At 65.2% G+C, this 13,284-nt stretch carries 13 protein-coding genes; 5 read left to right on the top strand and 8 right to left on the bottom strand.

Annotated elements, in window-relative coordinates:
• Positions 1 to 60: 60 nt before the first annotated feature.
• From L0U83_RS20665 to L0U83_RS20650, 4 genes are all read right to left on the bottom strand, one after another.
• A complete protein-coding gene (locus L0U83_RS20665) occupies positions 61 to 486 on the bottom strand; it encodes an organic hydroperoxide resistance protein (protein ID WP_112169381.1) in 426 nt (141 codons plus the stop codon).
• Positions 487 to 766: 280 nt separating this feature from the next.
• Positions 767 to 1,333, bottom strand: coding sequence for a TetR/AcrR family transcriptional regulator (locus L0U83_RS20660; RefSeq protein WP_233885866.1), 567 nt, complete (start codon positions 1,331 to 1,333; stop codon positions 767 to 769).
• Positions 1,334 to 1,434: 101 nt separating this feature from the next.
• The gene (locus L0U83_RS20655; RefSeq protein WP_233885864.1) at positions 1,435 to 2,070 is read right to left on the bottom strand and encodes a LysE family translocator; all 636 of its coding nucleotides are present in this window, start codon (positions 2,068 to 2,070) and stop codon (positions 1,435 to 1,437) included.
• A gap of 112 nt (positions 2,071 to 2,182) precedes the next feature.
• Positions 2,183 to 2,905 carry a CerR family C-terminal domain-containing protein gene (locus tag L0U83_RS20650; RefSeq protein WP_233885862.1) on the bottom strand — a complete coding sequence of 241 codons (723 nt, stop codon included), beginning with the start codon at positions 2,903 to 2,905 and terminating at the stop codon, positions 2,183 to 2,185.
• Between the two features lie 95 nt (positions 2,906 to 3,000).
• On the opposite strand from L0U83_RS20650, the gene L0U83_RS20645 reads away from it, so the two are divergent.
• From L0U83_RS20645 to L0U83_RS20635, 3 genes are read left to right on the top strand one after another with little or no spacing between them, the layout of a single operon-like run.
• A complete protein-coding gene (locus L0U83_RS20645) occupies positions 3,001 to 4,137 on the top strand; it encodes an HlyD family secretion protein (protein WP_233885860.1) in 1,137 nt (378 codons plus the stop codon).
• A complete protein-coding gene (locus L0U83_RS20640) occupies positions 4,130 to 5,719 on the top strand; it encodes an MDR family MFS transporter (RefSeq protein WP_373321072.1) in 1,590 nt (529 codons plus the stop codon). Before L0U83_RS20645 ends, L0U83_RS20640 begins: the two co-directional genes overlap by 8 nt.
• A gap of 16 nt (positions 5,720 to 5,735) precedes the next feature.
• Positions 5,736 to 7,241: an efflux transporter outer membrane subunit gene (locus L0U83_RS20635; RefSeq protein WP_233885856.1), complete on the top strand. Its 1,506-nt coding sequence runs from the start codon at positions 5,736 to 5,738 to the stop codon at positions 7,239 to 7,241.
• Here the strand turns inward: L0U83_RS20635 and kdgR are convergent.
• Positions 7,238 to 8,059, bottom strand: coding sequence for a DNA-binding transcriptional regulator KdgR (gene kdgR, locus L0U83_RS20630; RefSeq protein WP_233885855.1), 822 nt, complete (start codon positions 8,057 to 8,059; stop codon positions 7,238 to 7,240). The two genes, L0U83_RS20635 and kdgR, sit on opposite strands and share 4 nt — an antisense overlap.
• Positions 8,060 to 8,322: 263 nt before the next feature.
• On the opposite strand from kdgR, the gene kdgT reads away from it, so the two are divergent.
• Positions 8,323 to 9,339, top strand: a complete 1,017-nt coding sequence (gene kdgT / locus L0U83_RS20625) for a 2-keto-3-deoxygluconate transporter (RefSeq protein WP_233885853.1) — start codon at positions 8,323 to 8,325, stop codon at positions 9,337 to 9,339.
• A gap of 36 nt (positions 9,340 to 9,375) precedes the next feature.
• Here the strand turns inward: kdgT and L0U83_RS20620 are convergent, their stop codons facing one another.
• Complete coding sequence (locus L0U83_RS20620; RefSeq protein WP_233885851.1) at positions 9,376 to 9,933, bottom strand: cytochrome b; 558 nt, start codon at positions 9,931 to 9,933, stop codon at positions 9,376 to 9,378.
• Positions 9,930 to 10,988, bottom strand: a complete 1,059-nt coding sequence (locus tag L0U83_RS20615; protein WP_233885849.1) for a catalase family peroxidase — start codon at positions 10,986 to 10,988, stop codon at positions 9,930 to 9,932. The genes L0U83_RS20620 and L0U83_RS20615 overlap by 4 nt, the downstream gene beginning before the upstream one ends.
• Before the next feature lie 222 nt (positions 10,989 to 11,210).
• Here L0U83_RS20615 and L0U83_RS20610 point away from each other — a divergent pair, with 222 nt between their 5' ends.
• Positions 11,211 to 11,609 carry a GFA family protein gene (locus tag L0U83_RS20610; protein ID WP_233885848.1) on the top strand — a complete coding sequence of 133 codons (399 nt, stop codon included), beginning with the start codon at positions 11,211 to 11,213 and terminating at the stop codon, positions 11,607 to 11,609.
• A gap of 32 nt (positions 11,610 to 11,641) precedes the next feature.
• On the opposite strand, the gene L0U83_RS20605 is transcribed toward L0U83_RS20610, so the two are convergent.
• On the bottom strand, positions 11,642 to 13,084 hold the full coding sequence (locus L0U83_RS20605; RefSeq protein WP_233885845.1) for an NAD-dependent succinate-semialdehyde dehydrogenase: 1,443 nt from the start codon (positions 13,082 to 13,084) through the stop codon (positions 11,642 to 11,644).
• Positions 13,085 to 13,284: the final 200 nt, after the last annotated feature.

Raw genomic sequence — 13,284 nt, 5'->3', positions numbered from 1 at the left:
GAGGGCCGCTTATGGCGGCCCTCGACTCGTGCTGCGTGTCGCTCGCGTGGAGCGTGACGCTTAAACGATCGTGAGCGTCACGTCGATGTTGCCGCGCGTCGCGTTCGAATACGGGCACACGATATGTGCCTTGTCGACGAGCGCCTGGGCCGCCGCGCGGTCCATGCCGGGCAGCGAGATCTTCAATTCGACTTCAATGCCGAAGCCATTCGGAATCTGGCCGATGCCGACATTGCCGGTGATCGACAGATCGGCGGGCAGGGCGATCTTGTCGCGCGCCGAGACGAACTTCATCGCGCCGATGAAGCACGCGCTATAGCCCGCGGCGAAGAGCTGTTCCGGGTTCGTGCCGTCGCCGCCCGCGCCGCCGAGTTCGCGCGGTGTGGTGAGTTTGAGGTCCAGGTTACTGGCGGGGATCACGGCGCGGCCATCACGGCCACCGGTGACGTTGGCTTCGGCACGGTAGAGGACTTTTTCGATCGACATGACAGGCTCCTTTGAGCAAAGACGGTTCGTTAAAGGTACGGCGGAGTACAGCGTTCAATTTACTGATGCAAGGCGACAGCCATGTGCACCAGGGTCCAGCAGAAGAGCAACGCTTGCGAGTTTCCAGTCGTCAATCTTTGCGCTCTATCTATTGCCAGATAGATTTCCGATCGTCGAAACACGTTCATGATGCTCCTCTTTATAGCTATCTATCAGAAGATAGAACAAATGGGCTAATAAAAGAGGCGGCTAACCGCCCCGTATTACGGGCAAAAATACTTCACTGCGCCACGCACCACATCGCTTCGACATCTTCGAGGCGCGACTTCGTATGGAACAGCCGGCTCGCGAGCACGCTGCCCTGCAACGCCGCGAACAACGTGCGGGCCGCGCTTTCGGGCTTGCCCCTTACAACCAGCGTGCCTTCTTTCGCGCCCTGGGCCAGCACCTCGGCCAGCCAGTGTTCGTTGGCGCGGAAGAACGTCTGCACAGCGTGACGCACGGCTTCCGGCAGCGACTCGATGTCGGCGGCCAGCATGCCGCACAGACAGATCTGGTTGCCGTCCCCCAGCGTCTTGCCGAAGAGTCGCGTGTACGTAGCGAGCTTTTCGCGTGCCGGGAGCGCTGTGTCGATCGACTGCAATCCCGCCATGACTTCGCCGCTGTACTGGCTCACCGCTTCCAGCACCAGGTCGTCTTTCGACGGGAAGTAATAGTGGATGCTCGACGTTTTCACGCCCACCAGCTCCGACAGGTCACGGTAGCTGAACCCGTTGTAGCCGCGCAGCATCATGAGGGTGATGGCGTGGTCGAGAACCTGCTCCCGCACTGTCAACTTCGTATCCATGGGCTCCAATTTATCTACTGGAAGATAGATTGTCAAGCATCTTATGCGAAAAAATCCGGGACGCCGGGCGCGACCGCTGGGCCGCGTCCGGTGCAGTGGCCTCAGATGCCGCGATGCCCGGCGCTGAAGATGAGGCGCAGACCCAGCGCCGCGATGGCGCCAGCCGCAATGCGGTCGATCCAGCTTTTGGCGCGCAGATAGACGTCGCGCGGACGCTGGCTCGAAAAGCACAGTGCGACGACGGTGTACCAGCCGGTTTCAATCGCGAACACGAGCGGCGGCAACGCGAAGTAGCACCACAGCGGTGGGTTATGCGGCAGGAGCGCAACGAAGATGCCGCCATAGGCAATGGCCGTTTTCGGGTTGCTCAGCTGGGTGGTGAGGCCGCTCCAGTACGACTTGCCGGGGCGCTCGCCCGGTGCGGCCGTCCGGCTTACCGTGACCGGCGTGCCGGCGCCGCGCCAGATGCGCGAAGCGATGTAGAGCAGATAGGCTCCGCCCGCGATCTTCAACGCGGCGTACAGCCAGGCAACGGTGGCGAGCAGGGTGTAGAGCCCGGCGAGCGCGATGCCCGCGAAGCAGATCGCACCCGTGCCCATGCCTAGCGCGGTGGCGACGCCGTCACGGCGCGATAAACCGATCGAGTTGCGTGCGACGAGCACGAAGCTCGGGCCGGGGCTCATGGCCCCGAGTAGAACAGCGAGGAGAATACTGGCAACGGCGGCGAGGGGAGACATGTTGTGGGCTCCATGCGGGAGGGAATCCCGAACACTAACACGCGCCGAGATGCGTCGCGAGGGCTCCCCAATGGCGGCGCGGGATCGTGCCTGCCGCCTGAATAGTGCTTAGTTATTCTGAGTGATTGTGCTTGTCGCGCTCGCGATTCCAGTGGTGCAGCAGCACACGCGTTTGTTCTGCGATGCTCGCCTTCAGGAAGTCGGCCTTCGCTCTGTCGATGTCGTCCCAGCCGAGCATCGTGAGCGTGGAGCGGCGCGCGATGAAGAAGAGCAGAAACTGCCCGTACAGGCTGAACATGCGCACCACGGTGAGCGGATCGTGGGCCGGTATGCCGGTAATGCGCTCGAGCAGTTCCACATTGATGTTGTTCAGCGGCGAGCGCACGCGCTCACGCAGGATTTCCGAACCGATCTCTGGCTCGCCGCCGCCCTGTTCGCGTGCGAAGAAGAGGCGCTGGTCCGGCCCGTGCTGCTTGACGAAGGTCCGATCGGCCACGGCCGCCTGGATGTCGAGGAACGCGTCGATCAGCGTTTCGATGTCCGCGTTGCGGTCGAGCGCAACGCGCGCGCGCTCCACGGCCGGCGCGAATGATTGCCACGACTCGTCCGCGATCGACTCCGCGCAGGCGCGGTAGAGGCCTTCCTTGTTCTCGAAGTAATACTGCAGCGCCGGCGCGTTCACGCCTGCGCGCGCGGCGATGTCGCGCGTGGAGGCGCCGTCGAAGCCGTGCTGCCCGAACAGGCTGATCGCCGCCTCGATGATCTTGCGGCGTGTTTCGTCGCCACGCGCATAGCCTCCTTCGGGCGAACGTCGCAGTTTCTTACCTTCGCTCATGCAATTCCTTTCGTATCCCTGCGAAATATAACACTTGACACAGTTTTTCCAAGTGGAATAATTTTGCCGACTGGAATAAATTGAGAAACAACAACATGTCTACGACTGCAGGCGCGCCCGGGCGCGACGTGCCGGACGCCGCCGCTGCGCCCGCACGCAGCGGCGCGAAACGAACCATCCTGATCCTGCTGGGACTCGCGGCGCTTGTCGCCGCGGCGGTGTGGCTTGGCCACTGGTGGGTCGTCGGGCGCTTCATCGAATCCACCGACGACGCCTATCTGCAGGCCGACAGTGTGACGATCGCTCCGAAGGTGAGCGGCTATGTAACGGACGTCTACGTGGCCGACAACCAGGCCGTGAAGGCGGGCGATCCGCTCGTGAAGCTCGACGCGCGCCAGTATCAGGTGGCGCTCGACCAGGCACAGGCCACCATCGACGCGCGCACGGCGGACATCGAGCATGCGCAGGCGCAGATCGAGCAGCAGCGGGCGAACGTCGCCCAGGCACAGGCGCAGCAGGAAGTCGCGCAGGTGAGTCTGCGTCACGCGAACGACGAAGTAGCGCGCTACGCGCCGCTCGCGGCCACCGGTGCGGAAACGACCGAGCGGCTTGCCGAACTCAAGAGCGAACGCGACAAGGCACAGGCCACGCTCGCCGCCGACGCTGCCGCCGTCACGTCCGCACGCTCGCAGATCTCGGCGCTGAACGCGCAGCTCTCGCAGGCGCGCGCGCAGCTCGAGGCGGCGCGTGCGAACGCCGCGCAGTCGCAACTCGACCTCGACAACACCGTAGTGAAGAGCGCACTTGCAGGCCGCGTGGGCGACCGCACCGTGCGCGTGGGCCAGTACGTGCAGCCGGGCACGCGCATGCTGACCGTCGTGCCGGTGCAGCGCACCTACCTCACGGCGAACTTCAAGGAAACGCAGATCGGCCGCATGCGCGCGGGCCAGCCCGTGGAACTGCACGTCGACGCGCTGCCTGGCCACACGCTGCATGGCGTGGTGGACAGCTTCTCGCCGGGCACGGGCGCGCAGTTCGCGCTCTTGCCGCCGGAGAACGCGACCGGCAACTTCACGAAGATCGTGCAGCGCGTGCCGGTGCGCATCCGCCTCGAAACCGGGCCTGAAACGCGCAGCGTGCTGCTGCCGGGCATGTCGGTGACGGTCGATGTCGACACGCGCTCCGCGAGTGAGGACGACCGCCGTATCGATCAAGAGAACCACCGTGGCTAATACGGCTGCGGCAACGGCGCCGCATCCGCATGGCGAGCGCGCGAGCGTCGCCGACTGGATCGCCGTCGCGGCGGGCGCGCTCGGCGCCTTGATGGCGACGCTCGACATCTCCATCACGAACTCGGCGCTGCCGCAGATCCAGGGACAAATTGGCGCGACGGGCACCGAAGGCACATGGATATCCACGGGCTATCTGATGTCCGAGATCGTGATGATTCCGCTTGCCGCGTGGCTGACGCGTGTGTTCGGACTGCGAAACTTCCTGCTGGCGAACTCGGCGCTCTTCATCGCCTTCTCGATGATGTGCGGCTGGTCGAATACGCTTGGCATGATGATCGCCGGGCGCATTGGCCAGGGCTTCACCGGCGGCGCGATGATCCCGACCGGCCAGACCATCATCCGCACGCGCCTGCCGCTTTCGCAACTGCCCGTGGGCATGACGGTGTTCGGCCTGATCGTGCTGCTCGGCCCGCTGCTCGGGCCCGTGGTGGGTGGCTGGCTTGCGGAGAACATCAGCTGGAGCTGGTGCTTCTTCATCAACTTGCCGGTGTGCATCGCGCTCATCACGCTGCTGCTCGTTGGGCTCGAACCGGACCGGCCGCACTGGGAAGCCTTTCTCAAGGCGGACTGGCTCGGCATTATCGGGCTGGCGGTGGGTCTTAGCTCGCTGACCGTCGTGCTTGAAGAGGGGCAGCGCGAACGCTGGTTCGAGTCGCACTTCATCGTCACGCTCACGTGGGTCTCGCTCGCGGGCATGGCGCTCATCGCGCTTTCGCAGTTCACCGCGAAAAAGCCCATTCTGCGGCTCTCGCTGATGCGCAATGCGCGCTATGCGAGCGTGATCATCATCGTGTTCGCGGTGGGGGCCGGGCTTTACGGCATTTCGTATCTGCTGCCGCAGTTTCTGAGCCTCGTTGCCGGCTACAACGCCCAGCAGTCCGGCGCGATCATGCTGCTCTCGGGAGTGCCCGCGTTCCTCGTCATGCCGATCCTGCCGCGCTTGCTAGGCAAAGTGGACTTTCGTGTCCTGGTGGTGTCCGGTCTGCTGCTCTTCACGCTGAGCTGCATGCTCGATACTTCGCTCACGGCGCAGAGCGTGGGCCACGATTTCGTGTGGTCGCAGCTCGTTCGCGGCGTGGCGCAGATGCTCGCGATGATGCCGCTCAACCAGGCGTCGATGGCGGCGGTATCGCGCGAAGATTCCGGCGACGCGGCCGGGCTCTACAACATGGCGCGCAACCTGGGCGGCTCGGTCGGCCTGGCGATCATCGGCACGCTCATCGACCGGCGCGAAGCGTTCCATACGGCCGTGCTGCGCGAATCGCTCAGCGCCAATTCGATCATTGGCCAGGAACGTGTGGCCGCAAGCGCGGCCAGCTGGTTCACGCAGACGGGCGACATGGCGCACTCGCAGATGCAGGCGCTCGGCCAGATCGCGGCGCAGATCTCACAGCAAGCGATGGTCATCACGTACTCCGAAACATTCTGGGTGCTCGGCATCGCGCTGGCGGCGTGCGTGCCGCTCGCGCTCCTGCTCAAGAAGCCGCAGCCCGGCGCGCAAGCGTCGTCTGCCGGCCACTGAAGATTATCTCTGACTCATGACGGCAACCCGTTACTCACGATTCCCCTATGCCGCGCTGAGCGCGCTCACTGCCGCCTGCGCGCTGGCCGCCTGCACCGTGGGCCCCGACTATCGCGGCGCGCCGGCCGTGGCACCCGAAGCGGCGAACGCCGCTTCATTCCTGCGCACGCCCGCGCAAGGCGTGACACCCACGCGTGCGCCGAGCCAATGGTGGCTCGCGCTGAACGATGCGCAACTGAACACGCTGATCGAAGCGGCGCTCGCCCACAATCCCGATGTGCGCGCGGCGCAGGCGCGTTTGCGCGCCTCGCGCGCGCAACTGCAGCAGCAACGCGCCGCCGAATTGCCGAAGGTCGGCGCGAGCGCGGCGGCGATCCGTATGCGCCAGCCGGACCTGAGCGCGTTGACGTCGGGCAGCAGCTCGGGTCAGGGGGCTTCTTCGGGGGGCGGCCCGATTACGTTCTACACGGCGGGCTTCGATGCGTCGTGGGAAATCGACCTGTTCGGCGGCACACGCCGCGCCGTGGAAGCGGCGAGCGATGAGGCCGATGCCGTGAACGCCGATCTTGCGGACACCCAGGTATCGCTCGCAGCCGAAGTCGCGCAAGCCTACATCGACCTGCGCGACGAGCAGCAGCGCCTCGCCATCGCGCAGCGCACGGCGCAACTGCAGCAGGAGATGCTCACGCTCACCGAGCAGCGCCGCGCGGGCGGCACCGCCGCCGAGGTTGACGTCGAACGGCTCACCACGCAGGTGGAAAACACGCGTTCCACGATCACGCCGCTGGCGGCGCAAGTGGAAATATCGCTCGATCAACTGGCGGTGCTCACAGGCAAGGCGCCTGGCGCGCTGGACGCGGAGCTTGCCACGGCGCAGCCGCTGCCCGCGCTGCCCGCAAGCGTGCCTGTAAGCGATCCCACCACGATGCTCGCGCAGCGCCCTGACATTCGCGCGGCGGAGCGCCGTCTCGCCTCGAGCAATGCGCAGATCGGCGAGCACGTGGCTGACTTCCTGCCCAAGCTCACGCTGTTCGGCGACCTCGGCTTTTCGGCGGCGGAGCCGGGGCACCTGTTCCGCAAGAGCAATTTCAGCTGGGTCGGGGCGCCGTATCTGCAGTGGAATCTGTTCGACTTCGGGCGCACGCTGGGCGCGGTGCGTGGCGCAGAAGCGTCGCGCGACGAAGCCGAGGCGCGCTACGAGAAGGCGGTGCTCGCGGCGCTGCAGGACGCAAACGCGTCGCTCTCGCGCTATGGCTATCAGCGCGAGCATCTGGTGACCTTGCAGAAGGTGCAGGTTTCTGCCGAGCGCTCCGCGACGCTCATGCGCCAGCGCTATCGCGCAGGGGCGTCGAGCCTCGTCGATCTGCTCGACACGCAGCGCACCGAATTCACGGCGCAGCAGAACGTGGTGTCGGGTCAGGCCGATTTGCTGAAGGACTTCGTGTCGCTGCAGAAGAGTCTGGGGCTCGGTTGGCAGACCACCACGACGGCCACGGCCGCCGCAGCGGTAACGCCGGGCTAACCGGGCTCGGCTGGCACAGGCTCGTGCGCGGCCGGCTCGCAATAGCCGAGCCGCGCCGAAATCGCCGCGCCCGCGCGCTTGAGCAGGGCGACGTAGTGCGCTTTCGTGTCCGCGCCGCAGCGCATGGTCGGAAACGAGATCGAGAGGCCGGCGATCACATGCCCGAAGCGGTCGAACACCGGAACTGCCAGGCACTGCAAACCATCTTCCTGTTCCTCGTTGTCTTCGCCATAGCCTTGTTCGCGCACGTGCGGGAGTATGTTTAATACCGCATCGGCGGAAGTGAGCGTCTTTTGCGTCGACTTCCTGAAATCCACATGCGAAAGCGTCGCCTGCGCGTCAGCGGGCGGCATGAACGCGAGCAGCACCTTGCCAATTGCGGTGCTATGCAGCGGATTGCGCCGACCGATGCGCGACTGCATGCGCAGGCCGTAGTCGCAGTCGATCTTGTGGATGTAGATGATCGCGTCTTCGTCGAACGCGCCCAGGTGAATCGCTTCGCGCGTGGCCTGGGCGATACGCCGCATTTCGATGTCGGCCTCGCGCACGAGGTCGACGCTTTCGAGCGCCTTCGCGCCCAGCTCGAACAGCCGGATCGTCAGACGATAGCGGTCGGTTTCGACTTCCTGCGCGACATAGCCTAGCGCCTTCAGCGTTTGCAGAACGCGGTGCACGGTGGTTTTGGAAAGCGCGAGGCGCTGCGAAAGCTCGCTGATGCCGATCGGCCCGTTCTCGCCCAGCGCGCCGAGGATCGCGAAGACGCGGCCGATCGACGAGACCGATTCGCCTTTCTCCGTACTGCTGACCGCTTCGTTCATTGTGTGCTCCCGCGACCGCGCGTGTGCAGATTCACATTTTCGGAATGTCGGTCCGGAAATGTTGCGACGCCGTAGCGTGCTTGGCAAGCGCTCTGTCCAAATAGTGAATCAACAGCGGGTAAACGTTGACAATTTCCAGCGTAAAAATCGGAACGGCGTTCCTTTCACGCTGCTATTCTGTCTTCCGGAAAGGGAGCACCGCGAGAAAAAAGCCGGCCGCACCAATGTGCCGATCCGGCGGATGCAAGGTCCACGGAGGAGGCATGAAGCTGAAGAAGGCGATAGACCGCATACCCGGCGGCCTGATGCTGGTGCCGCTGTTGCTCGGCGCCTGTGTTCATACGTTCGCGCCGGGCGCTGGCAAGTACTTTGGTTCGTTTACCAATGGATTGATCACCGGCACCGTTCCGATTCTCGCGGTGTGGTTCTTCTGCATGGGCGCGACCATCGACCTGCGCGCGACCGGCACCGTGCTGCGCAAGTCCGGCACGCTGCTCGTCACGAAGATGATCGTGGCCTGGGTCGCCACGCTGATTGCAGCGCGCTTCATCCCCGTTGACGGCGTGAAGGCCGGGCTCTTTGCCGGCCTCTCGGTGCTCGCCATCACGACGTCGATGGACATGACCAACGGCGGTCTCTATGCGGCCGTGATGCAGCAATACGGCACGAAAGAAGAGGCGGGCGCGTTCGTACTGATGTCGATCGAGTCGGGGCCGCTCGTCAGCATGCTCATTCTCGGCGCGACCGGCGTGGCTTTTTTCGAGCCGCGGCTTTTTGTGGGCGCCGTGCTGCCGTTTCTGATCGGGTTTGCGTTAGGCAATCTCGACAGCGATCTGCGCGAACTGTTCGGCCGCTGCGTCCATCCGCTCATTCCATTCTTCGGTTTTGCGCTCGGCAACGGCATCGATCTCAACGTGATCGTCACGAGCGGGATCCCGGGTGTGTTGCTCGGGCTTGGCGTGATCGTCGTCACCGGCATTCCGCTGATTCTCGCTGACCGCCTGATTGCGGGCGGCAACGGCGCGGCGGGGCTCGCGGCTTCGTCCACGGCGGGCGCGGCGGTCGCCAATCCGGCCATCATCGGGGAGATGATCCCGAGTTTCAAGCCGCTCGTGCCGGCGGCAACCGCAATGGTCGCCACGGCGTGCCTCGTGACCGCGATCCTCGTGCCGATGCTCACGGCGCTGTGGGTGCGTCGCAAAAGCGCGCGCGATGCGCTGCTTCAGGAACTCATGGAGCCGCCCGTGCCGCCAGTGGCCGGGCGCGACGCCCACGTTTGATTCACAGGCGAGGTTCCCGCGCGCGGGAACCTCGCTTCATCCACGTAGCTGCCCACGCACTTCGCCACGCGCCATGCTGGCGAGCACGCCATCGCGGCGAATGAGCGCGTGAAAGAGCGCCGCCCCCAGATGCAGCAAAACGGTCGCGTAGAGCGCCATGGCAAGCCACGTATGCGCGGCGCGCAGCCATGCGTAGAGCGTGACGTCATGCGGCACGATCGCAGGCAAGTGCACGCCGCCGAACATCACGATGGGATAGCCGCCCGCGGACAGCATCGACCAGCCGATCAGCGGCATCGCGACCATCAACGCATAGAGCACGAGGTGCGAGGCGTGCGCGCCAAGGCGCTGCCATGTGGGCAGATCGGCGGGCAAGGCCGGCGCGCCGCGCGTGAGCCGTACGACGAGGCGCAGAAGCACGAGCGCAAGCAGCGCGATACCCAGCGGCCGATGGAGCGCGAGCAGGGCGTCATGCAGCCGCGAGACCGTCGCGACCATCCCCACGCCCACGAACAGCATCGTGACGATCAGGACTGCCATCGACCAGTGAAGGAGGCGCTGGAGTGCGCTGAAGTGTCGACCCGGTTGTTTCATGGCTGCGCGCCTCCATGCGTTTGCGCGAGGTTGGCTTCCTCACGCGTGCGTCGATTGAACGAAACGGAATACGCTGCCGAGCGGGCGGCGAGCAAAGGATCGTCGGAAGGCTTCAGGCCATCGGGCAGGATGGTCGGATCGTAGTTCACGTCGCGGCACATGCCGTTCGCTTGCGGTTCGGCGCGCTGCAATACCAGAGTGCCGGCGTCGATCTGCTGGCGGTCCGCGGGCCATCCCTGCGTGGCGTCGTTCGTGGGGTCGCCGGGCGCCGCGACCGTGAGCACCAGATGCCAACGCAGCGGACCCGCCGCAAAGCGCGTGGAAAAGTCGTCGGCCAGGAAATTCGGGTCGGCCTTTTCTGCGGCCGTTAGCGGCGCATAAGCGACTTCGGGCACGGTCTGCCAGCGCACTGCACGCTGGTTGCCTGCGGCATCGGTTGCGATGAACGCGTTGACGCTATAGAACGCCGTGTTCGCGAAACTGGAGGAGGGCGGGTGCGCCTTCAGCCAGTTGCGGAACGGCAGCGTTTCCGGGTTCGCCTGGAAAAAGGCGTCGAGTTTCGCGGGGTCGGGCTTGCCCGTTGCTGGATCCGGTTTCGAGGCGACCAGTTGGCTATAGAACTGCTTCGGGGTACGAACGACAAAGATCGGAACGGAATTCATGCCGGTGCGCCACTGCTCGCCGTCCTGCAACTGGAAGAGCAGCGCCATGCTGCGCACGGGCGTGCTCGCGTCGGGCGCGGCGGGGTTGCTGCCGGGAATGGCGAAGCGTCCGATCACGGGTGTGCGTCCCGGCGCGAATACGGCCGCTCGCGAGATCTGCGCGCCGTTGCCGTTGCTATCGAACCAGCCTTCCACGCAGAGCCCCTTGGCGTGATTGCGCCGATAGCCCGCGTGGATACCGTAGTTCGACTCGAACGTGTTGATGATATGCGGCGCGGTGAGGCGCGTCGGCGTGAGCCAGCCGGCTGTCCATGCAAATGCGGCGCCCGCGCAACCCACCACCGCCGCAATGGCCGCGAGCCGGCATGGCACGCAGATCGAGGCGCGCTTCACGGGCGTGCTCCCGTGCGCGCGCGCTGCAACGCAAGCGAAAGCGAAAAGTGTGCGAGTGTGTGCATGATGGATCCAGTCGATGGCCTGAGGGACGTTACTGGCGTCAACAACACGTCACTGCGTTTTATTCCATGTGCGAAGCGAAATCGTGCAACGATGCTCGGACGGCGTGTTTGCGGCGCTGAACGTGTTGACCAGCATAGATGTCCGAAGGAGAGAGCGATGCTGACTGGCGGCTGTTTATGCGGCAAGGTCCGCTATCAGATCCAGGCTGCGCCGATTGGCAGCACGGTGTGCCATTGCGTGGATTGCCGGCGTGCTTCGGGAGCGCCGTTCGTCGGCTGGATCAGCGTGCCGTGGAGCGCGTTCCGGTTCGTTGCGGGCGCAACGAAAACGCATGTGTCGAGTCCGGGTGTCGAGCGCGCGTTCTGCGCCGACTGCGGCACGCCGCTCACTTACCGGCATGCGGCGTTCGCGGGAGAGATCGACGTGGCGACGGGCACCCTCGATCGCCCCGACGACGCGCCGCCCGACAATCACACCTGGACCTCGCAAAAACTGGCCTGGGTGCAACTCGCGGACGGCTTGCCGCAATATCCGCACGCGCTTCCCGGACCATAAGCGGCCGGAAAGCGTGTTTCAGCGTGAAGCGATCAACGATGCTCGGAAACGAACTTCGTGACGAGATAGGCTTCCATCGCTTCGCTGCCGCCTTCCGAGCCGTAACCCGAATCCTTCACGCCGCCGAACGGCGTTTCCGGCAGGGCGAGGCCGTGGTGGTTGATCGACAGCATGCCGGTTTCCACGTCGTCGGAGAGTGCCGCCGAAGTCGCGCTCGAACGCGTGTAGGCATACGCGGCGAGACCGTACGGCAGACGGTTCGCTTCGGCGATCGCGTCCTTGTAGCTCGAGAAACGCGAGATCGGCGCGATCGGGCCGAACGGCTCTTCGTTCATGATGCGCGCCGAAAGCGGCACGTCGGTGAGCACGGTCGGCGCGAAGAAGTAGCCTTCGCGGCCCACGCGTTCACCGCCCGTCAGCACCTTCGCGCCCTGTTCGCGCGCGTCGGCGACGAGCCGTTCCATTGCCGCGAGGCGGCGGTCGTTTGCGAGCGGGCCCATCTGCACGCCGTCTTCGAGACCGTTGCCGACCTTGATCGCGCGCGTCGTCGCGACGAAGTGCTCGACGAACTCGTCGTAGGCGGCGTCTTCCACCATGAAGCGCGTGGGCGAGATGCAGACCTGCCCCGCGTTGCGGAACTTGGCGCTCGCGAGCAGCTTCGCGGCGCGCGGCACGTCGGCGTCGGCGAACACGATGGCCGGGGCGTGGCCGCCCAGTTCCATCGTGGCGCGCTTCATGTGCTCGCCGGCCTTCGAGGCGAGTAGCTTGCCCACCGGCGTCGAGCCCGTGAACGAGATCTTGCGGATCGCCGGATGCGCGATCAGGTACGACGACACTTCCGAAGGCACGCCGAACACGAGGTTCAGCACGCCTGCGGGCAGGCCCGCGTCGGCGAACACCTTCACGAGTTCGGCGCAGCTGGCCGGCGTTTCTTCCGGTCCCTTGAGCACGACGGTACAGCCCGAGGCGAGCGCCGCCGACACCTTGCGCACGGCCTGGTTGAGCGGGAAGTTCCACGGCGTGAACGCGGCGACCGGGCCCACCGGCTCGCGCGTGACGATCTGGCGAACGGCGTCCGAGCGCGACGGGATCACGCGGCCATAGGTGCGGCGGCCTTCTTCGGCGAACCAGTCGATCGTGTCGCCGCCCGCGAGCGTTTCGAGCTTCGCTTCGCCAAACGGCTTGCCCTGCTCACGCGTCATGATCGCGGCGATGTCGTCGGCGCGATCGCGCAGCAGTTGCGCGGCGCGGCGCATGAGCTTGCTGCGTTCGAGCGGCGAGACCTTGCGCCATTCGCGGAAGGCGCGCTCGGCTGCGGTGGCGGCATCGGAAAGGTCCTGCTCGCTCGCGAGGCTCAGGCGGCCGATTTCCGCTTCGGTCGCGGGGTCGATCACAGCGATCGTCTTCGCGCCGGCGCGCCATGCGCCGTCGATGTAGATCTGGGTGTTGGGATAGGGCTTCACGCTGGAACTCATGATGGGACGATCCTTTTCAACGGTTCAACGACAGGCTCTCGCCGCGCGCGCGGCAATGCGCGCAGGCGGGAGCCGGAAAATGCGGAGCGCCCATTGTGCCACTGGATCGCAGTTGCTGCAGGGCGTGAAAAAGGAAAGGGCCAACGTCTGGAGACATTGGCCCTTTTTAACCCACAGTATGAGAATGAACGGATCAATCT

Origin of the sequence: Paraburkholderia flagellata (assembly GCF_021390645.1) — a bacterium.
Lineage (GTDB): Bacteria > Pseudomonadota > Gammaproteobacteria > Burkholderiales > Burkholderiaceae > Paraburkholderia > Paraburkholderia flagellata.
Note: the sequence above shows the minus strand (reverse complement) of the source record. Positions and strands in the feature narration are given on the sequence as shown.

What these genes read in the sequence shown, in the direction of transcription:
- L0U83_RS20665 (WP_112169381.1), bottom strand. Translation starts at nt 486, where the DNA reads ATGTCGATCGAAAAAGTCCTCTACCGTGCCGAAGCCAACGTCACCGGT.
- L0U83_RS20660 (WP_233885866.1), bottom strand. Translation starts at nt 1,333, where the DNA reads ATGGATACGAAGTTGACAGTGCGGGAGCAGGTTCTCGACCACGCCATC.
- L0U83_RS20655 (WP_233885864.1), bottom strand. Translation starts at nt 2,070, where the DNA reads ATGTCTCCCCTCGCCGCCGTTGCCAGTATTCTCCTCGCTGTTCTACTC.
- L0U83_RS20650 (WP_233885862.1), bottom strand. Translation starts at nt 2,905, where the DNA reads ATGAGCGAAGGTAAGAAACTGCGACGTTCGCCCGAAGGAGGCTATGCG.
- L0U83_RS20645 (WP_233885860.1), top strand. Translation starts at nt 3,001, where the DNA reads ATGTCTACGACTGCAGGCGCGCCCGGGCGCGACGTGCCGGACGCCGCC.
- L0U83_RS20635 (WP_233885856.1), top strand. Translation starts at nt 5,736, where the DNA reads ATGACGGCAACCCGTTACTCACGATTCCCCTATGCCGCGCTGAGCGCG.
- kdgR (WP_233885855.1), bottom strand. Translation starts at nt 8,059, where the DNA reads ATGAACGAAGCGGTCAGCAGTACGGAGAAAGGCGAATCGGTCTCGTCG.
- kdgT (WP_233885853.1), top strand. Translation starts at nt 8,323, where the DNA reads ATGAAGCTGAAGAAGGCGATAGACCGCATACCCGGCGGCCTGATGCTG.
- L0U83_RS20620 (WP_233885851.1), bottom strand. Translation starts at nt 9,933, where the DNA reads ATGAAACAACCGGGTCGACACTTCAGCGCACTCCAGCGCCTCCTTCAC.
- L0U83_RS20610 (WP_233885848.1), top strand. Translation starts at nt 11,211, where the DNA reads ATGCTGACTGGCGGCTGTTTATGCGGCAAGGTCCGCTATCAGATCCAG.
- L0U83_RS20605 (WP_233885845.1), bottom strand. Translation starts at nt 13,084, where the DNA reads ATGAGTTCCAGCGTGAAGCCCTATCCCAACACCCAGATCTACATCGAC.